We start from the raw sequence: 19,878 nt of genomic DNA on the forward strand, positions 1-19,878 counted from the left end.
TCATGATTCGTTTGACCCTGTCCGAGATCGCCGACCGGCTCGCCGGAGAGTTGACCCCGTCCGGAACGGATGCCACAGGCGACACCGTCGTCGACGGACCCGTCGAGACCGATTCACGGGAGATCGTGCCAGGCGGGATCTTCGTCGCAAAGCGCGGTGACGACACCGACGGGCACCTGTTCGTCTCCGCCGCCATCGAGCGCGGAGCCACTCTGGCTCTCGTCGAGCACCCCGTCGACGAGCCGATCGCGCAGATCGTCGTCGCAGACGCCGTCGTCGCCCTCGGCGAGCTCGCCCGCTTCGTGATCGAGCGGGTGCGGGTCGCAGGCGATCTCACCGTCATCGGGATCACCGGGTCGAACGGGAAAACCACGACGAAGAACATGCTCGAGTCGATCCTGTCCAGCGAGGGTGAGACGGTCGCGCCGATCAGGTCGTTCAACAACGCCGTCGGCGCTCCGACCACGATGCTGCGGGTCACCGACTCGACCAGATACCTCATCGTCGAGATGGGGGCAAGCGGCATCGGCGACATCGCCAGGCTCGTGGCGATGGCCCGCCCGGACATCGGTGTCGTTCTCAAGGTCGGACTCGCACACGCTGGCGGATTCGGTGGAATCGAGTCGACCGCCCTCGCGAAGACGGAGATGGTCGCGGACCTCGACGAAGACGGGGTCGCCGTGCTGAACTCCGATGACCTCCGCGTCGCATCGATGGCAGACAAGACCCGCGCGTGCGTTCTCCGCTTCGGCCAGGAATCCGGCGCAGACATCCGCGCGACAGATGTGACCGGCTCCCGTACGGGAACGACATTCACCGCGTCAGCGCCCGGCGAGGATCCGGTAACCGTCCGGCTTCGGGTGCTCGGCGAACACCACGTGATGAACGCCCTCGCGGCGATTGCCGTCGCCCACACGCTCGGCGTGCCTCTCCAGCGGTCGGCGGCCGCTCTCGGAACCCTGACCCGTGCCGAGCGCTGGCGGATGGAAGTACTCGGGGGGCGAGACGACGTCACCATCATCAACGACGCATACAACGCAAGCCCGGACTCGATGTCTGCCGCCATTCGAACCCTCGCCCAGATCGCCGAGCCCGGAAAACGCACCATCGCAGTGCTCGGTGCCATGAGCGAGCTGGGGGAGTACTCCGGAGACGAGCACGACCGGATCGGCCTGCAACTCGTCCGGCTCAACATCTCGCGCCTGGTGGTCGTCGGCCAGGACGCCAGGCGGATGCACATCAGCGCCATCAACGAGGGCTCGTGGGATGGGGAGAGCGTGTACTTTGGCGATATGGATTCGGCATACGACTATCTCGCCACCGAGCTCACCTCGGGGGACACTGTGCTCGTCAAATCCTCGAATTCCGCACAATTGAGATTCCTCGGCGACCGGTTGGGAGAACTGTACTCGTGGTAGCACTCCTCACAGCCGGGGCCCTGTCGATGGCCTTCTCGCTGTTCATGACCCCGCTGTTCGTCCGGCTCTTCAAAAAGCTCGAATGGGGCCAGTTCATCCGCGACGACGGCCCGAAGTCGCATCACGCGAAGCGCGGAACGGCGACGATGGGCGGGATCGTCATCATCATCGCCACCCTGTTCGGGTTCTTCACCGCCATGCTCATCACCGGAGACGCGATCAGTGTTTCTGCTCTCCTCGTGTTGTTCATGATGGTCGGGTTGGGACTCGTCGGCTTCATCGACGACTTCACCAAGACGCGCAAGCAGCGGAGCCTCGGGCTGACCGGTTGGGCCAAGATCTTCGGCCAGGTCGTCGTCGCCATCAGCTTCGGCATCCTCGCCATCAATTTCCCGAGCCCCGAAGCCGTCACCCCCGCGTCCACGGCGATTTCGCTCACCCGTGACCTCCCGCTCGACTTCATGATCCTCGGCCCGGTCATCGGCGTCATTCTGTACCTGCTGTGGACGAGTTTCATCGTCACAGCCACGTCGAACGGTGTGAACGTCACTGACGGCCTCGACGGACTCGCGACCGGTGCGTCGATCCTGGCCATCGGCTCGTACATCGTCATCGGGTTCTGGCAGTACAACCAGGCCTGCGGCGGATCCGTCGCCGACGAGGTCGCATACAAGTGTTACGAGGTCCGCGACCCGCTGGCTCTGGCGATCGTGGCTGCAGCGATCTGCGGCTCGCTCATCGGGTTCCTCTGGTGGAACACGTCGCCGGCGTCGATCTTCCTCGGAGACACCGGATCTCTGGCGCTCGGTGGCGCACTCGCCGCCCTCGCGATCCTCACCCGCACCGAACTGCTCCTCGTCCTCATCGGTGGGCTCTTCGTCATCGAGACCGGCTCAGTGATCGTGCAGCGCGCCTACTTCAAGGTGACCCGCGGCAAACGCATCTTCCGGATGAGCCCAATCCACCACCACTTCGAGCTCAAGGGCTGGGCAGAGATCACGGTCGTTGTCCGCTTCTGGATCGTCGGCGGGCTGCTCGTCGCCGCCGGTGTCGGAACGTTCTACCTCGAATGGATCCTGCGATGACCGATCCGGTCTCCCGGCTCGACGGCCTGACGAGCTGGCGGTCGGACTGGACCGGGTTGCGCGTCGGCGTGCTCGGCCTCGGTGTGACCGGGTTCTCGGTGGCAGACACCCTTGCCGAACTCGGATCGGATGTTCTCGTCGTCGCGTCGACGGCGGCAGACGACCGTGCAGGTCTGGTCGACGTCATCGGCGCTCGGCTGGTCCGCAGCGACCTGACCGAACCCCCGGCCGAACTGGTCGACCACCGCCCGGACGTGCTCGTCGTGTCTCCGGGCTTTCCTCCGACGCATCCGATTCTCGTGTGGGCCGCAGACGAGGACATTCCGGTCTGGGGTGACGTCGAGCTGGCGTGGAGGGTGCGTGACAAGACCGGGACACCGGCCGAATGGATCCTCGTCACCGGGACGAACGGTAAGACGACGACGGTGCAGCTGACCGCCGCGATGATCGCGGAGGCCGGGCTCCGGGTCGCCCCGTGCGGAAATATCGGCGTCCCCGTCCTCGACGCCATCCGGGACCCCCAGGGCTTCGATGTTCTCGTCGTCGAGCTCTCCAGTTACCAGCTGCACTACCTCAGCGCACAGGCCGGGCCTGACCGGGTCACCCCGTACTCCAGCGTCTGCCTCAACATCGCCGACGACCACCTCGACTGGCACGGATCGCTCGAGGCGTACATCGCGGCCAAGGCGGAGGTGTACGCCAGGACGCGCGTCGCGTGCGTCTACAACCGATCGGATGCGACCACCGAAGAGATGGTCAGGCAGGCGGAGGTCGAGGACGGCGCGAGGGCTATCGGCTTCGGCCTGGGAGTGCCAGGACCCAGCGACCTCGGCGTCGTCGATGGGATCCTTGTCGATCGTGCATTTCTCGAGGAACGATTCACCTCGGCGCTCGAACTCGCCACGATCGACGATCTGGCTTCTGCCGGCCTTGCGGCCCCGCACATCGTCGCCAACGTCCTCGCCGCCGCAGCCCTCGCCCGCTCGTTCGGGGTGGCCCCCGCCGTCATCCGGCAGGCCCTTCTCGGGTTCGCGCTTGACGCGCACCGCATCCAGCTCGTCCTCACCCGTGGCGGCATCGGCTGGGTCAACGACTCGAAGGCCACGAACCCGCACGCGGCAGATGCCTCCCTCCGCGCCTACCCGTCTGTGGTCTGGATCGTCGGCGGGCTCCTCAAAGGCGTGGACGTCGGAGATCTCGTCTCCCGCCATGTCGAACGCCTGCGCGGCGCGGTCATCATCGGAGTCGAACGCTCGGCTGTCCTCGCGGCATTCCAGCGACACGCGCCGGACGTCCCGGTCTTCGAGGTCGGCGCAGATGACACTGAAGACGTCATGAGCGCCGCCGTCGAGCTGGCATCAGGAATGGCCGCCTCCGGCGACACCGTTCTTCTTGCCCCCGCTGCAGCGTCCATGGACCAGTTCGCGGACTACGCGGAACGGGGCAGACGATTCACCGAGGCAGTGCAGGAACGATGGGGAGGGTTGAACGATGAGCGCCCCGACGACCAGTCGCCCGCGTAGCGACGATTCAGCCCAGTCCGCACGGATCTCTCTCGGTCGCGTCCTCATCCCTCAGTCCCGCAATTATCTGCTGGTCCTCGGAACGACGCTGTTCCTCGTCGGAGTCGGCCTGGTCATGGTTCTGTCATCGTCGAGTGTCGACTCGTTCCTCGACAACAAGGGATTCTTCGGCGGATTCTGGAAGCAGGCCACATACGCCGTCATCGGCATCCCGATGATGCTCGTGCTGAGCCGTATCCCGGTGAAGTTCTGGAAGCGCTGGGCGTGGCTGGCTCTCGCCGGCGCCCTTGTCCTGCAACTGCTCGTCTTCACGCCACTCGGCATCGCCGAGGGCGGCAACCGCAACTGGATCGCCATCGGTCCGATCAGCGGCCAGCCGTCCGAGCTCCTCAAGCTCGCCCTCGCCATCTGGCTCGGGGCGGTTCTCGGTCGCAAGCTGCACCTGCTCGACGACTGGAAGCACGCGCTCATCCCGGTGGTTCCGGTGTCCATACTGGCGCTCGGGCTGGTCCTCGCCGGTCACGACCTCGGAACCGTCGTCATCATGGCCGGCATCGTCGTCGGTGCCATGTTCTTCGCCAACCTCCGGCTCCGCTTCCTCGCCATTCCCGTGCTCGGGGGGCTCCTGATGTTCGCCATCATGGCCATCATCAGCCCGAACCGCATGGCGCGCATCATGACGTTCCTCGACGACGAGTGCCTCGACTACGAGAACCTCTGCTGGCAACCGCTGCACGGCACCTGGGCGCTGGCGAACGGGGGAGTGTTCGGCCTCGGTCTCGGCAACTCGCGGGAGAAGTACTCGTGGCTTCCTGCCGCGTCGAACGACTACATCTTCGCCATCATCGGTGAGGAGCTCGGCCTGATCGGTGCCGTCGTCGTCCTCATCATGTTCGTTCTGCTCGCCGTGTCCTTCGTGAGGGTCATCCGCGCCAGCTCCGATCCGTTCGTCCGCATCACCACCGGCGCCATCCTGGTCTGGATCATCGGCCAGGCCTTCGTCAACATCGGCGTGGTGCTGCGACTGCTTCCGGTGCTCGGCGTGCCCCTCCCGTTCATCTCAGCAGGAGGAACAGCCCTCCTGACCTCGCTCGCCGCAATCGGTATCGTTCTCTCCTTCGCCAGGGAACAGACCACTGACCTGCGCCGACCCCAGTACGAACGGATCTCATCGTGACCACCTACCTGTTGGCCGGCGGGGGAACCGCCGGCCATGTGAACCCTCTTCTCGCCGTCGCTGACGCGATCACCGAGACAGAGCCGGACGCCACCGTGCTGGTTCTCGGCACTCAGGAGGGCCTCGAAGCGCGCCTCGTCCCTGACCGCGGCTACGAGCTGCTCACCATCGCCAAGTTGCCGTTTCCCCGTCGGATCAATCGACAGGCCGTGAGCTTCGGCTCCCGGTTTCGCCTCGCTGTGGCAGAGATCACCACGATGATTTCCGAACGCAACGTCGACGTGATCGTCGGGTTCGGCGGATACGCCGCAGCGCCTGCCTATCTCGCTGCGCGCCGCGCCGGCATCCCACTCGTCGTCCACGAGGCGAACGCACGTCCAGGCCTCGCGAACCGGCTCGGCGCCAGGATCACGCGGTTCGTCGGTGTCGCATTCCATGGCACGCGGCTGCGAAACTCGCGATTCGTCGGAATGCCCCTCCGCCGTGAGATCGAACGTCTCGACCGGGACGCCGCCCGGCACCAGGCTCGGGAATTGTTCGGTCTGACCGACCGGCCGACGCTCCTCGTCACCGGCGGCTCGCTCGGTGCGCGCCGGGTCAATCAGACGATCTTCGACGCCAGGCAGACCATCATCGACGCCGGGTATCAGATCCTCCACGTCACCGGCGACCGGTCGGACCTGACCGACCCGGGCACCGAGTACTACACGATGCTCGCATACTGCGATCGCATGGATCTCGCCCTCGCGATCGCCGATTTCGCCGTCTCCCGTGCCGGCGCGTCCACGGTTTCTGAGCTCTCCGCCCTCGGCATCCCCGCCGCGTACGTGCCGTACCCGGTCGGCAACGGAGAGCAGCGATACAACGCCGCCGATGCCGTCAACGCCGGCGGGGCGGTCATCGTCCTCGACGCGAAGTTCACCCCCGAGTGGATCAGCGATTCGCTTGTACCGCTCCTGAACGACCGGATGCGGGTGCAGGACATGGCGGTGCAATCACGCCTCATGGGGACACTCGAAGGGTCGACTCGCATGGTCGGACTCATCCACGAAGCCCTCGCTGAACGCTGACATCCAGCCTCGTACGTTATAACTGAATCTTCCCGGCCGTCAGACCGAACCCTCGTCAGACAGAACAGAGAGAACACCCAGCGTGATCAAACCCGACTTCACCATCGAGATCCCCGACGAACTCGGCGCCGTGCACTTCGTCGGTATCGGTGGCTCAGGGATGAGCGGTATCGCGCGGCTCTTCCTCGGCGCTGGACACACGGTCACCGGCTCTGACGTTCGCGAATCGGCGAACATCGCCGCGCTCAGGGAGCTTGGCGCCACCGTCGCGATCGGGCACGACGCCTCGAACGTCGGCGAGGCAGACACCCTCGTCGTGACGAGCGCGCTCTGGCCGACGAACCCGGAGTACGTCCTCGCCCAGGAGCGCGGACTTCCGGTGCTGCACCGGTCCCAGGCCCTGGCCTGGCTGATCAACACCCAGCGGCTCGTCGCCGTCGCCGGCGCGCACGGGAAGACCACATCGACCGGCATGATCGTGACCGGTCTGCTCGGACTGCACGAAAGCCCGAGTTTCGTGAACGGCGGGGTGATCGAGTCGCTCGGCGTGTCCAGTGCCCAGGGAACCGGGGACCTGTTCGTCGTCGAAGCCGACGAGTCCGACGGCTCCTTCCTGCTGTATGACACCTCCGTCGCTCTCATCACCAACGTCGACGCCGACCACCTCGACCACTACGGGTCGCTCGAAGCATTCGACGACGCATTCGTCGCGTTCGCGCGGAAAGCATCCGAATTCGTCGTGATCTCTTCAGACGACCCTGGAGCCGTTCGCGTCGCCGCGCAACTCGACGGCCAGCGCGTCATCACCTTCGGTGAGGCAGAGGATGCTGATGTCCGGGTGCACTCGATCGGCACCGAGGGCCCGGTGTCGTTCGTCGTGAGCTTCGAAGGGCAGGACAACGGGGCAACACTGCGCATCCCCGGTCGTCACAACGCCATCAACGCGGCAGGGGCATTCGCCGTCCTGGTCGGACTCGGTTTCGGAGCCGCCGAGTCGCTCGCGGCCATCGCCGACTTCGGCGGAACCGAACGACGATTCGAGCTGCACGGAACCGTCGACGGCGTCAGCGTGTTCGACGACTACGCTCACCACCCGACCGAGGTCGCCGCGGCGCTGTCTGCCGCCCGCACCGTCGTGGGGGACGGGCGCATCATCGCGGTCCACCAGCCTCACCTGTACAGCCGAACCAGGCTCATGGCCGGCGAGTTCGCCGAGACTCTCGAGTCGCACGCCGACCAGACCGTCGTCCTCGACGTCTATGGGGCCAGGGAAGACCCGGAACCCGGCGTGACCGGTGCCCTCGTCTCCGACCGCTTCACGGATGCATCGAAGGTCGCGTTCATCTCGGACTGGCAGCAGGCCGCAGATTACGTCGCCTCAATCGCGCAGCCGGGCGACTACGTCATCACCCTGGGCTGTGGCGATGTCTACCGGATCGTGCCCCAGTTGCTCGGTTCGCTCACCGCCCGGGATTAGGTCATGAAACGGCCATCCGGGTTCACCCCGCAGCGACCGACCCCGCCAGACACGACCGCTCCGGATCCGGTGCGCCGGGAGCCGGAACGACAGCGCGCACCCGAATCGAACCTGACTGAGCCGACTCTGACTGAGCCGATCGCGATCACCCGGCCAGCCCGTTCGGAACCACCGATACGGGTTCCGGGCGTCAGACAGGCACGCCGGGAACGCAAGCGGGTCGAGCGGTCAGAGGTCAAACGCTTCACGGCACACAGCCGCAGGCGCAGGCGCAACTGGCTTCTCGCCGTCGGCGGCGTTGCCGGACTCGCCCTGCTGGCCTGCGGGCTCGCGTACACGCCGATCCTCTCCGTGAGGACCATCCAGGTCGAGGGCGCAGAACGGGTCAGTTCGGATGCCATCGTCGCCGATCTGTCCAGTCAGCTCGGCTCCCCGTTTCCGCTGGTCGACGAGAGTGCGATCAAGGCCGCTCTCGTCACCTATCCGCTGATCGAGTCCTACTCGATCGAGGCACGTCCGCCTGACACCCTGGTGCTGCGGCTGGTGGAGCGCACGCCCGTCGGGGCCATCGACACCGGAGACGGCTTCACAATCGTGGATGCTGCCGGTGTCGTGATCGAATCCGGGGCGAGCCGTCCGGGGGCGTACCCGCTCATCGCCGTCGATGGTGGGACGGAGGCAGACGGGTTCGTTTCTGCAGCCGCTGTGTTGCGTGCGTTGCCCGCCGAGCTCTTCGCCCGCGTCGACAGCGTCACGGCGACGACGACGGACGACGTGCGGTTCACCCTGCGCGACAGCGATACGACGGTGGTCTGGGGGAGCGCGGAAGAGTCTGCTCTCAAGGCGTACACCCTCGACGCCCTGATCGCCGCCCAACCGGATTACGACGAGTACGACGTCAGCTCACCGAGTGTCGCCGTCGTCCGCTGACGTCTGCAGGGATCGACTGCCGCCTGCTGAGGAAAATTCACCCCAGACTTCGCGACACGCGGAGGTTGCTCCCCGATGCGACCGGTCCTGCGCATAACGTCAGGTTCAAGAAATGCATACTGAGCATAACTTTAAACCTTAACCTGAGGTTGAGGGTTCTTTTTCTCCCGGAGGCCGGACGTGACTACAAACCAGAACTACCTTGCCGTGATCAAAGTCGTCGGCATTGGCGGCGGCGGCGTCAACGCCGTCAATCGAATGATCGAACTCGGCCTTCGCGGCGTCGAATTCATTGCCATCAACACCGACGCCCAGGCGCTGCTCATGAGCGACGCCGACGTGAAGCTCGATGTCGGTCGCGAGATCACCCGCGGTCTCGGAGCGGGCGCAGACCCCGAGGTGGGCCGTCGCGCCGCCGAGGACCACGCCGAAGAGATCGAAGAAGCCCTCGCCGGCGCGGACATGGTGTTCGTCACCGCAGGAGAGGGTGGCGGAACCGGAACCGGTGGAGCCCCCGTCGTCGCCCGGATCGCGAAGTCGATCGGCGCCCTGACCATCGGTGTCGTCACCAAGCCGTTCGGATTCGAAGGCCGCCGCCGCCAGGCTCAGGCCGAGCTCGGCGTCGCCAAGCTCAAAGAAGAAGTCGACACCCTCATCGTCGTTCCCAACGACCGCTTGCTCGAGATCAGCGACCGCGGCATCAGCATGCTCGAGGCGTTCTCCACCGCTGACCAGGTGCTCCTTGCCGGCGTCCAGGGCATCACCGACCTCATCACGACCCCCGGTCTGATCAACCTCGACTTCGCCGACGTCAAGAGCGTCATGCAGGGCGCCGGTTCGGCGCTCATGGGCATCGGCTCCTCACGCGGCGCAGACCGGGCGATCAAGGCGGCAGAACTCGCCGTCGCATCCCCGCTGCTCGAGGCGAGCATCGAGGGCGCCCACGGCGTCCTCCTCTCGATCCAGGGTGGCTCGAACCTCGGAATCTTCGAGATCAACGACGCGGCCAGGCTTGTGCAGGAGGCCGTGCACCCCGAAGCGAACATCATCTTCGGAGCCGTCATCGACGACACGCTCGGCGACGAAGTACGCGTCACCGTCATCGCCGCCGGTTTCGACGGGGGCGAGCCGCCGTCGCGTCAGGGCGAGTCTGCGCGTGACGCCGTCGTCACATCGGGAGGAGTCCAGACCAGCGCTCCCGCGGCAGCGGTCGCCGCTGCCGGTGGAGCACAGGCCGCAGCGTCAGGAGCCGTTCTCACCGAGACGGCCCAGACCTGGCGCGTCACCGAAGAGTCGCTCGCGACACCTCCGGTCACGGCTGACCCTGCCTTCGCCGACGAAGACGAGCTCGACATCCCCGACTTCCTCAAGTAGGAATGCCAGACGGTACCGACCAGGCGCTCGACCAGCTCTCGCTGGCCGAGCGCCTGGCGCGTGTGCAGGCGGCGGTGACGGATGCCGCCTCGGCGGCCGGGCGGCCGGCATCCGACGTCACGACGATCGTCGTCACCAAGTTCCACCCCGCTGAGCTCATCCGCGACCTCCATGCACTCGGTGTGCGTGACGTGGCGGAGAACCGGCACCAGGAGGCCGCAGCCAAGGTGCACGAGCTCTCCGATCTCGGTGACTTGACCTGGCATTTCGTCGGGCAGTTGCAGTCGAAGAAGGCCAGGCAGGTCGCCGCGTATGCACACGCGGTGCACTCGATCGATCGGGTGGCACTCGTCCAGGCCCTCTCGGTCGCACGGGAACGGCCGCTGGACTGCTTCGTGCAGGTGAACCTCACAGACGACCCCGGGCGGGGTGGAGTGGACCCGTCCAGTCTTGAGCCGCTCGTCGAGGCCGTGCTCAGCACTCCATCGCTCGCGCTCAGGGGCGTGATGGCCGTCGCCCCTCTCGGCGAGGAACCGCGACGGGCGTTCGCCAGGCTCGGCGGTTTCAGCCAGCGGCTCCGAGCGCTCGCGCCAGGAGCGGTCGGGATCTCGGCTGGGATGTCCCACGACTTCCGTGAGGCGATCGCCGAAGGTGCGACACACCTTCGGATTGGGACCGCAATCACGGGTAACCGACCGCAGCACGGTTAATGTTCTTGTAGAAGCACGCGCACAAAACGGAGGTAGCGATGTCCAACCCGCTGAAGAAGACGATGGTCTACCTTGGCCTCGCAGACGATGATCTCGAGTACGAGGAGCAGTCACACGCTGCCCCCGCCGCTGCCGCACCTGCTGCGGCCAACAACCACGGTTCGGCCGCGCCGTCCCAGCAGGGACCGACGCCCGTGCAGAACCGGGCACCGGTAACGCCGCTGCGTCGACCGACCGCGACGAAGCAGGCCGCTCCCGCTGAGCTCAACGAGATCCTCACCGTGCACCCCAAGCAGTACCGTGACGCCCAGGTCATCGCCGAGACGTTCCGCGACGGTGTGCCCGTCATCATCAACCTGTCGCAGATGAGCGAAGGTGACGCCAAGCGCCTCATCGACTTCGCCAGCGGCCTGTCCCAGGGGCTCTACGGCAAGATCGAACGGGTCACCAACAAGGTGTTCCTGCTGTCGCCTGCACACGTCGCCGTCCTCGGTGATGCAGGTGTTGCAGCAGCCGATGCAGAGTCGACCTTCTTCGCTCAGCAATAATTGACGGGTGGACTCCGTTCTTTCGCTTCTCCGAAGCATCCTGTACTTCGCCCTGCTGCTCTATTTCTTCGTCATGTGGGCGCGATTCGGTCTTGATCTCGTCCGATCCTTCAAGCCGCGCTGGCGGCCGACCGGATTCGGGCTCGTCGCCGCCGAACTCGTGTTTTCGCTGACGGACCCGCCGATCCGCTTCTTCCGTCGCATCCTGCCGCCGGTTCGGATCGGGGCCTTCGCGCTCGATTTCGGCTGGAGCCTGACCATGCTGTGCGTCATCATCGCGATGACGCTGGTGAATCTGCTCCTGCGCTGACTCCCGCGGCGGGGTATCCTGTAACCCACGTGCCCGACGTTCGAAAAGCCTCAGCAGTTCGCTGGAGGAGTTTGCTAGCGTTGGCACGTCCATACGAGCTCAATCAAGTAAGAGGTGGAAAGCCATGGCGCTAACTCCGGAAGACGTCGTCAACAAGCAGTTCCAGCAGACCAAGTTCCGAGAGGGATACGACCAGGACGAGGTTGACGACTTCCTGGACGAGGTCGTCGTCGAACTCCGTCGCCTGCTCCAGGAGAACACGGAGCTCAAGGCACGGCTCGACGGTTCAGAGACCGACGAGACCCGCACCGCTGAGCCCGTCGCAGCTGCCCAGGCAGAGGCAGCGCCAGCAGCAGCACCGGTCGTCGCTCCTCCCGTCGAGACCCCGGTGACTCCGTCTGCCGTCGCAGACGACTCCGAGTCGTCCTCCAGCCTTCTGCAGCTGGCCCGCCGCCTGCACGACGAGCACGTCCGTGAAGGCGCCGAGAAGCGCGACTCCCTCGTCGCGGAAGGCCATGCAACTGCAGCACGCGTTGTCGCCGAAGCCGAGGCCAAGCAGCGCGCTCAGATGAACATCCTCAACGAGGAGCGTTCGACGCTCGAGAAGAAGATCGACGAACTGCGCGTCTTCGAGCGCGAGTACCGCCAGAAACTGCGCGGCTACATCGAGGGCCAGCTCAAGGAACTCGACGCCAACGGCGGACCGGCGGCACAGGGCGCGGGCTACGCGTCCAGCGAAAAGTCCAACGCCTAAGTTGCCAGAAGATTCGGTGTTGCCAGAAGAATCGGTTCTGCCGAAGAAACCCGCTGGTCCTCCCAGCGTTCGGGCGCTCGTCGTCATCGCCGCTCTCGCGGTAACGGCACTGGCGCTCGACCAGTTCACGAAGTACCTCGTCGTCTCCAACCTGCCGCTCGGCGAGCAGGTGAAGGTTCTTGGCGATCTGCTCATACTGCAGTTCGTCAAGAACCCGGGGGCGGCGTTCTCTCTTGCCGAGGGCAGCACCTGGATCTTCTCGATCCTCGCTGCCGTCGTGACGGTGGCGATCATCGTCCTCGCGAGGCGCATCCGGTCGATCGGCTGGGCTGTCGTCTTCGGCATGCTCCTCGGCGGTGTGCTCGGCAACCTGACCGACCGGCTCTTCCGTGAGCCGTCCTTCGGGCTCGGGCACGTCATCGACTTCATCTCCACACCGTGGATGATCCCGGCGATCTACAACTTCGCCGACATCTTCATCGTGTCGAGCATGGGGCTCTTCATCATTCTCACCATCCGGGGTATCAACCTCGATGGCACGCGCACGGTCTCGTCGAAGAATTCCGCAGACACCGAGAGCGCAGCAGACACCGATGACGGTGCCGATGCCGACAGCGCTGCGGCAACGACGGATGCCGGCGGTCACGATGCCGAACGCGCCGATTCCGCAGTACGACAGACCACAGACCCACGCCGGTCGGACGCCTGATGGAATCCCGAAGCCTTCCCGTTCCCGACGGGCTCGAAGGCTCACGCGTCGACGCAGGCCTGGCGAAAGTGCTCGGTTTCTCTCGCAGCTTCGCCGCCGAGGTCGCCGAGGCCGGGGGAGTCAGCGTCGACGGCAAAGCGGTGGGCAAATCCGATCGACTTCACGCCGGCGGCTGGCTCGAGGTGAACTGGGCTCCTCGTCAGGAGCCCGTCGTCGTCCCCGTCGTCGTCTCCGACCTGTCGGTCGTCCACGACGATGACGACATCATCGTCGTGAACAAACCGACGGGTGTGGCAGCGCATCCCTCCGTCGGCTGGACCGGACCGACGGTCCTCGGCGCACTCGCGGGTGCCGGCTATACCGTCTCGACCTCGGGGGCCGCTGAACGGGCAGGCATCGTGCACCGGCTCGATGTGGGCACGACGGGCCTGATGGTGGTTGCCAAGAGTGAACGCGCATACACCTCTCTCAAGCGGGCCTTCCACGACCGTGAGGTCGAAAAGATCTACCACGCCGTCGTCCAGGGGCATCCTGATCCGCTCGCCGGCACGATCGATGCGCCCATCGGCCGGCATCCGAAGCACGACTGGAAATTCGCGGTGACGGCGGAGGGTAAACCCTCCGTGACGCACTACGAAACCGTCGAAGCATTCCCGAGCGCCTCCCTGCTCGAGATCCACCTGGAGAGCGGCAGGACGCACCAGATCCGCGTGCACATGGCGGCCCAGCGACATCCGTGCGTCGGAGATCCGCTCTACGGCGGAGACCCCGTTTTGGCGGCGCGCCTCGGCCTCAGCCGGCAGTGGCTGCATGCCGCGCAACTCTCATTCACCCACCCGGGGTCGGGGGAGTGGGTCACCTACGTCGCGGCCTATCCGGCCGACCTCCAGCACGCCCTCGATGTCCTCCGTGAGGATTAGGCTGGGAGTTCGCCACCCAGTTCACCGGAGAAGTCTTGCCTTCAACTGACGACTCGTTCGTTCACCTGCATGTCCACAGCGAGTACTCGATGCTCGACGGCGCCGCGCGCGTCAAACCCCTCATCGACGCGGCCGTCTCCGAAGGGATGCCGGCGGTCGCCGTCACCGACCACGGCAACATGTTCGGCTCGTTCGACTTCTGGAGCACGGCAACAGCGGCAGGAATCAAGCCGATCATCGGCACAGAGGCCTACATCACGCCTGGTACCCACCGGAGCGACAAGACCCGGGTGAAGTGGGGATCCAGTTCCCAGGGCCGCGACGACGTCTCCGGAAGCGGTGCGTACACACACATGACTCTCCTCTCCGAGACGACGGAGGGCATGCACAACCTGTTCCGGATGTCGTCGCTCGCGTCGATCGAGGGCTACTACTTCAAACCGCGCATGGACCGCGAGGTCCTCTCCACGTACGCCAAGGGCGTCATCGGAACGACCGGCTGTGCCGGTGGCGAGATCCAGACCCGGCTGCGCCTCGGCCAGTATGAGGAGGCCAAAGCCGCTGCCGCCGAGTTCCGCGACATCTTCGGCAAAGACAACTTCTTCTGCGAGGTGATGGACCACGGTATCGACGTCGAACGACGCACGATGGCCGATCTGTTCCGTCTCGCTAAAGAGCTCGACCTTCCGCTCGTCGCAACGAACGACCTGCACTACACCCACGCACACGACGCCAAGGCACACGCCGCGTTGCTCTGCGTGCAATCCGGCTCGACACTCGACGACCCCAACCGGTTCAAGTTCGACGCAGACGAGTTCTACCTCAAGTCTGCCCAGCAGATGCGGCAGATCTTCCGCGACCACCCGGAGGCGTGCGACAACACGCTCGCCATCGCTGAACGCTGCAACGTCGAGTTCAACACCAAGGCCAACTACATGCCGCGGTTCCCGGTTCCCGCCGGTGAGTCCGAAGAGACCTGGTTCATCAAGGAGGTCGAGCGCGGCCTGCAGGAGCGCTACCCGAACGGCATCTCCGATGACGTCCGTGCGCGGGCAAATTACGAGGCAGGGGTCATCGTTCAGATGGGTTTCCCCGGCTACTTCCTCGTCGTCTCCGACTTCATCAAGTGGTCGAAGGAGAATGGCATCCGCGTCGGTCCCGGCCGTGGATCAGGAGCCGGGTCGATGGCCGCGTACGCCATGAAGATCACCGACCTCGACCCGCTCGTTCACGGTCTCATCTTCGAGCGCTTCCTCAACCCCGACCGCGTCTCCATGCCCGACTTCGACGTCGACTTCGATGATCGTCGCCGCGGTGAGGTGATCCGCTATGTCACCGAGAAGTACGGGGACGAACGCGTCGCCCAGATCGTCACCTACGGCACGATCAAAGCCAAGCAGGCCCTCAAGGACTCCTCACGGGTGCTCGGTTTTCCGTTCGGCATGGGAGACAAGCTGACGAAGGCGATGCCGCCCCCCGTCATGGGAAAAGACATTCCGCTCAGCGGGATCTTCGACAAGACCCACCAGCGTTACAAAGAGGCCGTCGACATCCGCACGATCGTCGAGACGGATGCCGAGGCGAAAACCGTCTTCGACACCGCGCTCGGCATCGAGAACCTCAAGCGGCAGTGGGGAGTGCACGCCGCAGGCGTGATCATGTCGAGTGATCCGCTGATCGACATCATCCCGATCATGAAGCGGGAACAAGACGGCCAGATCGTCACGCAGTTCGATTACCCGGCGTGTGAGGCGCTCGGCTTGATCAAGATGGACTTCCTGGGGCTCCGCAACCTCACCATCGTGAGTGACGCCCTCGACAACATCGAGTCGAACCGCGGCACCAGGATCGAACTCGAAGAGCTCGAGCTCGACGATCCCGGCGCGTACGAACTGCTCTCCAGGGGCGACACCCTCGGCGTCTTCCAGCTCGACGGCGGGCCGATGCGCAGCCTTCTCCGCCTGATGAAGCCAGACAACTTCGAAGACATCTCCGCTGTGATCGCGCTGTACCGGCCGGGGCCGATGGGTGCGGATTCGCACACCAACTATGCCCTGCGCAAGAACGGGCTGCAGGCGATCACGCCGATCCATCCGGAGCTCGAGGAACCCCTGCAGGAGATCCTCGGCGGTACGCACGGCCTCATCATCTACCAGGAGCAGGTGATGAGCGTCGCTCAGAAGCTGGCCGGGTTCTCGCTCGGTCAGGCCGACATCCTCCGCCGCGCCATGGGCAAGAAGAAGAAATCCGAGCTCGACAAACAGTTCGAGGGATTCAGCGGCGGTATGCGCGAGCGTGGCTACTCCGACGCTGCGATCAAGGCCGTATGGGACATTCTGCTGCCGTTCTCCGACTATGCGTTCAACAAGGCCCACTCCGCCGCGTACGGCGTCGTCTCGTACTGGACCGCCTACCTCAAGGCCCACTACCCGGCGGAGTACATGGCCGCTCTGCTCACGAGCGTCGGTGACTCGAAAGACAAGGCCGCCATCTACCTCAACGAGTGCAGGCGGATGGGCATCCAGGTCCTCCCTCCAGACGTGAACGAGTCGATCGGCTACTTCGCTGCCGTCGGCGAAGACATCCGTTTCGGGATGGGCGCCGTGCGCAACGTCGGCTTCAACGTCGTCGAGGCGATTCGTGCGGTACGCGAGCGTGAAGGACAGTTCACGTCGTTCCACGACTTCCTCCGCAAGGTCCCGCTCCCCGTCGCGAACAAGCGCACGATGGAATCGTTGATCAAGGCCGGCGCGTTCGACTCCCTCGGCGCCACCAGACGGGGACTCATCGAGATCCACGAGGATGCCGTCGACTCGGCTGTCAGCCTGAAACGGAACGAGGCGAACGGACAGGTCGACCTGTTCGGCGGTATTTTCGAACTGGATGCCACGGCGCAGGTCACACCAGACCGTCCCGAGTGGTCCAAGAAAGACAAACTCGCCTTCGAGCGCGAAATGCTCGGCCTCTACGTTTCCGACCATCCGCTCGCCGGGCTCGAGCTGCAACTGGCCAAGCACGCCACGACCACCATCACCGACCTGCTGACCTCCGAACACACCCAGGATGGAGACACGGTGACGATCGCCGGGCTCACGACGAGTGTGCAGCACCGGGTCGCCAAGACCTCAGGCAACCAGTACGGGATGATCCAGGTCGAGGACTTCGGCGGCGAGATCACCGTGATGTTCATGGGCAAGGCCTATCAGGAGTTCGCTCCGACGCTGGTCAACGACAGCGTCGTTGTGGTCAGGGGCCGCGTGAGCATGCGCGACGACGGAATGAATCTCCACGCGTACAGCATCTTCTCCCCAGACATCGAACAGGGCGGGGCGACGGGCCCGTTGACGCTGACAATGCCGGACGCACGGGCGACGACAGAACTCGTCACGCAACTCGGTGGCATCCTCACCCGGCATGGCGGCCAGTCGGAGGTCCGACTCAAGCTCATTCGGGGAGATGTGGCACGCGTGTTCGAAATCCCTTATCCGGTCAAGGTCACCCCCGACCTGTTCGGCGAGTTGAAGTCGCTGCTGGGCCCGAATTGCCTCGGTTAGGATCGGCTACGCTCGAACCCGACCCGCCCTGCTCGACTGGCGACGCCAGCAGATTGCCGTGAACGAAGGAACTTCCATGACGAACCCGCAGACACCGCAGCATCCGCAGGAGGGCTTCTCGCCGGCAGGTACGACGCCGCCGTTCACGCCTCAGCAGGCCGGGCAGCAGCCATCGGGCGACTCCCAGCCGTACGCCCCCCAGGGCGGGTATGCGCAGCAGCCGTACCCGCAACAGAACTACCAGCAGCCGTACCCGCCCCAGCCACAGGCTCCGCAGTTCACCGGGCAGTACCCGGGGCAGCAGGGGCCGCAGCAGCCTCCGGCAGCACCCCGCGTCGCGCGGCCGAAGACCGACGAGAACGGCGTGCCGTTCGGCATCGGAAAGTTCTCGATCAGGGAGGTCGCGTTCCTGGCGGCGAGCATCGTCGTCTTTCTCGCCTCGATCCTGCCGTTCCTCGCCGGTGACTACTCCGACGTGTTCGGATACGCGAGTGCCTGGGCCCCGGCGCCCTGGGTCGCCATCCCCTCGGCACTCGTCCTCGCGGCGGCAGCAGCACTCGTGGTCATCCGTCGGCTGGCCCCGAACCGTCCGCTGCGTGTCGGCTCGCTCTCCGTCGACCAGTTCTCCTCGGCGGCATCGGTCGTCACCGCAGGGTTCTACCTCGGGGCGCTGTTCCTCATCGCCGGGTTCCCGGCGTGGTTCGGCGGTGGATCCGACCTCCTCACTCCCGGCGCAGGAATCATTGTCGGACTCCTGTTCTCGCTGGTCGCCGTCGTCTGCACGACTCTCGCCCCGGTCATCCCGTTCCTCAGCAGCGACTTCGCCCGACGGCCGGAGATCGCGGCCCACCGGATCGCGCGGCCGGCAGCGGCCGTGCCCGTCCGCCCTCGTGCCGAACGTCCAGCGCAACCGGCTGCTCACCCGGGCACACCGTATCCCGGCCAGCCAGGTGCACCGCTTCAGCCGGCAGGCCCCGGTGAGTTCGCCGCCTATCAGCGCAAGGGATCAGTTCCGCTCGACCCGTCCCCGAGGGAACCGCAGCCTGCAGAACCCCAGCACCCCGGAAACCCGAACGGCGTCGGCACCCCGCCAGTCGTCGACCCCCGAAACGTCGGCCTCGCGGGGCCGGTGACGCTCGAACAGCCACGCGAACCCGGCGGCCCTTCGAGCGAAGACGAGCCGGTCACGGCGGAGCGATCGCCCGTCGAATCCGTCACAGAAACGGGTCAGGATGCGCCGGCAATCGTCGCGCCCGTCGCTGCCGAGACCGCTGACGCTCACGACTCCGAATCCGAAGCTGTAGAGTCCACGACGGATGATGCGCCGGCTCCACTCGTCACGTTCGTCGAGCCTGTGGCAGCCGAGCCCACGGCCGTGCTGCCTGTCGATGACGGATCCGCTGAGGACGACCTCGATTCCGACGGTTCGACTGAGGTCGGGCCCGTGTCTGCCGTCAGTCATGTCTCTGCCCGGGCAGCAGCCGGTGACAACGACACCGAGGCGCCGACCGAAGCATTCGTCGCTCCCGCTCAAGCGGCATCCGGCGAACAGCCGACCGCTGTGTTCTCGACCCAGCCGTTCTGGGTCTATTCGCCGGTTTCCCGTGCCGTCGTCGACGAGCACTCCGGCGGGACGGTCTTCGAGATCGGCCCGTCCGCATGGGCGCTGGCGATCGTCGATCGCGGTTCGGAGCTCGTCATCCGCCACGACGATGGCCGTATCGGTGTCCTACGCGACCTTGCCGGGATCACCAGGGGCTGACCGAACAGCGTGCGGGTGCCGGAGAGGCGCCCGCGCTGCGGAGTGGGCGCAGGAATCAGGCGATATCGCCCGGCCGCACGTACCGGCGCTCGTGGTAGATCAGGGGCTCGTCGTCAGGTCCGATCTCGCCAGACTCGATCTGGACGACGACAACGGCACTGTTGTGAACACGGATGCGTTCGATGATCCGTCCCGTCATCCAGGTGGTGACGCCATCGAGGATCGGGAGGCCGTCTTCTCCCTCGTGCCAGTGGTCTCCGACGAAGCGTGAGGCGTTGTCGCCGCTCATGATCTCGGCCAGGCGGCGATTGCGCGCGCCGAGCATGTGGATGGCGACGCGGTCGGTCGACGCGACAGCGGGCCAGGAACTGGCACTCATTGCCATGTTGAAGGTGGCAAGCGGCGGAACGGCCGAGAGCGATGCCAGCGACGTCGCGGTGAATCCGACGGGGCGCCCATCGACGTTCCGAGCCGTGACGGCAGCAACGCCAGCGGCGTGGCGGCGGAACGCGGCTTTGAAAGCATCCAGATCCGATTGCATCGCGTTTTCTCCTGCG

Annotated in this window: 17 protein-coding genes; 16 read left to right on the plus strand and 1 reads right to left on the minus strand. The window is 65.5% G+C overall.

The window, feature by feature from the left end:
* Window positions 1-2: 2 nt before the first annotated feature.
* The 16 genes from IWX78_RS04385 (at window position 3) to IWX78_RS04460 (ending at window position 19,321) form a co-directional block, all read left to right on the plus strand.
* A complete protein-coding gene (locus IWX78_RS04385; protein ID WP_196832246.1) occupies window positions 3-1,418 on the plus strand; it encodes a UDP-N-acetylmuramoyl-tripeptide--D-alanyl-D-alanine ligase in 1,416 nt (471 codons plus the stop codon).
* On the plus strand, window positions 1,412-2,503 hold the full coding sequence (gene mraY, locus IWX78_RS04390) for a phospho-N-acetylmuramoyl-pentapeptide-transferase (protein ID WP_196832247.1): 1,092 nt from the start codon (window positions 1,412-1,414) through the stop codon (window positions 2,501-2,503). Before IWX78_RS04385 ends, mraY begins: the two co-directional genes overlap by 7 nt.
* Complete coding sequence (gene murD, locus IWX78_RS04395) at window positions 2,500-4,026, plus strand: UDP-N-acetylmuramoyl-L-alanine--D-glutamate ligase (RefSeq protein WP_196832248.1); 1,527 nt, start codon at window positions 2,500-2,502, stop codon at window positions 4,024-4,026. The genes mraY and murD overlap by 4 nt, the downstream gene beginning before the upstream one ends.
* Window positions 3,995-5,203 carry a putative lipid II flippase FtsW gene (gene ftsW, locus IWX78_RS04400; protein WP_196832249.1) on the plus strand — a complete coding sequence of 403 codons (1,209 nt, stop codon included), beginning with the start codon at window positions 3,995-3,997 and terminating at the stop codon, window positions 5,201-5,203. Before murD ends, ftsW begins: the two co-directional genes overlap by 32 nt.
* Window positions 5,200-6,273 (plus strand): UDP-N-acetylglucosamine--N-acetylmuramyl-(pentapeptide) pyrophosphoryl-undecaprenol N-acetylglucosamine transferase, encoded by a 1,074-nt coding sequence (locus tag IWX78_RS04405; protein WP_196832250.1) that lies wholly within the window; start codon window positions 5,200-5,202, stop codon window positions 6,271-6,273. Before ftsW ends, IWX78_RS04405 begins: the two co-directional genes overlap by 4 nt.
* A gap of 82 nt (window positions 6,274-6,355) precedes the next feature.
* Complete coding sequence (gene murC / locus IWX78_RS04410; RefSeq protein ID WP_196832251.1) at window positions 6,356-7,750, plus strand: UDP-N-acetylmuramate--L-alanine ligase; 1,395 nt, start codon at window positions 6,356-6,358, stop codon at window positions 7,748-7,750.
* 3 nt (window positions 7,751-7,753) lie between these two features.
* Window positions 7,754-8,680 (plus strand): FtsQ-type POTRA domain-containing protein, encoded by a 927-nt coding sequence (locus tag IWX78_RS04415; protein ID WP_196832252.1) that lies wholly within the window; start codon window positions 7,754-7,756, stop codon window positions 8,678-8,680.
* A gap of 180 nt (window positions 8,681-8,860) precedes the next feature.
* Window positions 8,861-10,054, plus strand: a complete 1,194-nt coding sequence (ftsZ, locus tag IWX78_RS04420; RefSeq protein ID WP_196832253.1) for a cell division protein FtsZ — start codon at window positions 8,861-8,863, stop codon at window positions 10,052-10,054.
* A gap of 2 nt (window positions 10,055-10,056) precedes the next feature.
* On the plus strand, window positions 10,057-10,764 hold the full coding sequence (locus IWX78_RS04425; RefSeq protein WP_196832254.1) for a YggS family pyridoxal phosphate-dependent enzyme: 708 nt from the start codon (window positions 10,057-10,059) through the stop codon (window positions 10,762-10,764).
* 38 nt (window positions 10,765-10,802) lie between these two features.
* Window positions 10,803-11,312, plus strand: coding sequence for a cell division protein SepF (locus IWX78_RS04430; RefSeq protein ID WP_196832255.1), 510 nt, complete (start codon window positions 10,803-10,805; stop codon window positions 11,310-11,312).
* A gap of 7 nt (window positions 11,313-11,319) precedes the next feature.
* Complete coding sequence (locus tag IWX78_RS04435; RefSeq protein ID WP_334684561.1) at window positions 11,320-11,622, plus strand: YggT family protein; 303 nt, start codon at window positions 11,320-11,322, stop codon at window positions 11,620-11,622.
* A 124-nt stretch (window positions 11,623-11,746) separates the two neighbouring features.
* A complete protein-coding gene (locus IWX78_RS04440) occupies window positions 11,747-12,376 on the plus strand; it encodes a DivIVA domain-containing protein (protein ID WP_196832256.1) in 630 nt (209 codons plus the stop codon).
* A 19-nt stretch (window positions 12,377-12,395) separates the two neighbouring features.
* The gene (gene lspA / locus IWX78_RS04445; RefSeq protein ID WP_334684562.1) at window positions 12,396-13,085 is read left to right on the plus strand and encodes a signal peptidase II; all 690 of its coding nucleotides are present in this window, start codon (window positions 12,396-12,398) and stop codon (window positions 13,083-13,085) included.
* Window positions 13,085-14,005, plus strand: a complete 921-nt coding sequence (locus IWX78_RS04450) for an RluA family pseudouridine synthase (protein ID WP_196832257.1) — start codon at window positions 13,085-13,087, stop codon at window positions 14,003-14,005. Before lspA ends, IWX78_RS04450 begins: the two co-directional genes overlap by 1 nt.
* An 89-nt stretch (window positions 14,006-14,094) precedes the next feature.
* Window positions 14,095-17,559: a DNA polymerase III subunit alpha gene (gene dnaE / locus IWX78_RS04455; RefSeq protein WP_442929217.1), complete on the plus strand. Its 3,465-nt coding sequence runs from the start codon at window positions 14,095-14,097 to the stop codon at window positions 17,557-17,559.
* A gap of 76 nt (window positions 17,560-17,635) precedes the next feature.
* Window positions 17,636-19,321, plus strand: a complete 1,686-nt coding sequence (locus tag IWX78_RS04460) for a hypothetical protein (protein ID WP_196832259.1) — start codon at window positions 17,636-17,638, stop codon at window positions 19,319-19,321.
* A 55-nt stretch (window positions 19,322-19,376) separates the two neighbouring features.
* Here the strand turns inward: IWX78_RS04460 and IWX78_RS04465 are convergent, their stop codons facing one another.
* Window positions 19,377-19,862, minus strand: coding sequence for a flavin reductase family protein (locus tag IWX78_RS04465; RefSeq protein ID WP_196832260.1), 486 nt, complete (start codon window positions 19,860-19,862; stop codon window positions 19,377-19,379).
* Between the last annotated feature and the right edge of the window lie 16 nt (window positions 19,863-19,878).

It is taken from the genome of Mycetocola sp. CAN_C7 (assembly GCF_015752285.1).
GTDB lineage: Bacteria > Actinomycetota > Actinomycetes > Actinomycetales > Microbacteriaceae > Mycetocola_A.

Bases quoted from the DNA above. Each gene is read 5' to 3' on its own strand.
- IWX78_RS04415 (WP_196832252.1), top strand. From the start codon at position 7,754: ATGAAACGGCCATCCGGGTTCACCCCGCAGCGACCGACCCCGCCAGAC.
- IWX78_RS04430 (WP_196832255.1), top strand. From the start codon at position 10,803: ATGTCCAACCCGCTGAAGAAGACGATGGTCTACCTTGGCCTCGCAGAC.
- IWX78_RS04440 (WP_196832256.1), top strand. From the start codon at position 11,747: ATGGCGCTAACTCCGGAAGACGTCGTCAACAAGCAGTTCCAGCAGACC.
- IWX78_RS04465 (WP_196832260.1), bottom strand. From the start codon at position 19,862: ATGCAATCGGATCTGGATGCTTTCAAAGCCGCGTTCCGCCGCCACGCC.
- IWX78_RS04450 (WP_196832257.1), top strand. From the start codon at position 13,085: ATGGAATCCCGAAGCCTTCCCGTTCCCGACGGGCTCGAAGGCTCACGC.
- IWX78_RS04460 (WP_196832259.1), top strand. From the start codon at position 17,636: ATGACGAACCCGCAGACACCGCAGCATCCGCAGGAGGGCTTCTCGCCG.
- IWX78_RS04385 (WP_196832246.1), top strand. From the start codon at position 3: ATGATTCGTTTGACCCTGTCCGAGATCGCCGACCGGCTCGCCGGAGAG.
- ftsW (WP_196832249.1), top strand. From the start codon at position 3,995: ATGAGCGCCCCGACGACCAGTCGCCCGCGTAGCGACGATTCAGCCCAG.
- dnaE (WP_442929217.1), top strand. From the start codon at position 14,095: ATGCTCGACGGCGCCGCGCGCGTCAAACCCCTCATCGACGCGGCCGTC.
- IWX78_RS04425 (WP_196832254.1), top strand. From the start codon at position 10,057: ATGCCAGACGGTACCGACCAGGCGCTCGACCAGCTCTCGCTGGCCGAG.
- murD (WP_196832248.1), top strand. From the start codon at position 2,500: ATGACCGATCCGGTCTCCCGGCTCGACGGCCTGACGAGCTGGCGGTCG.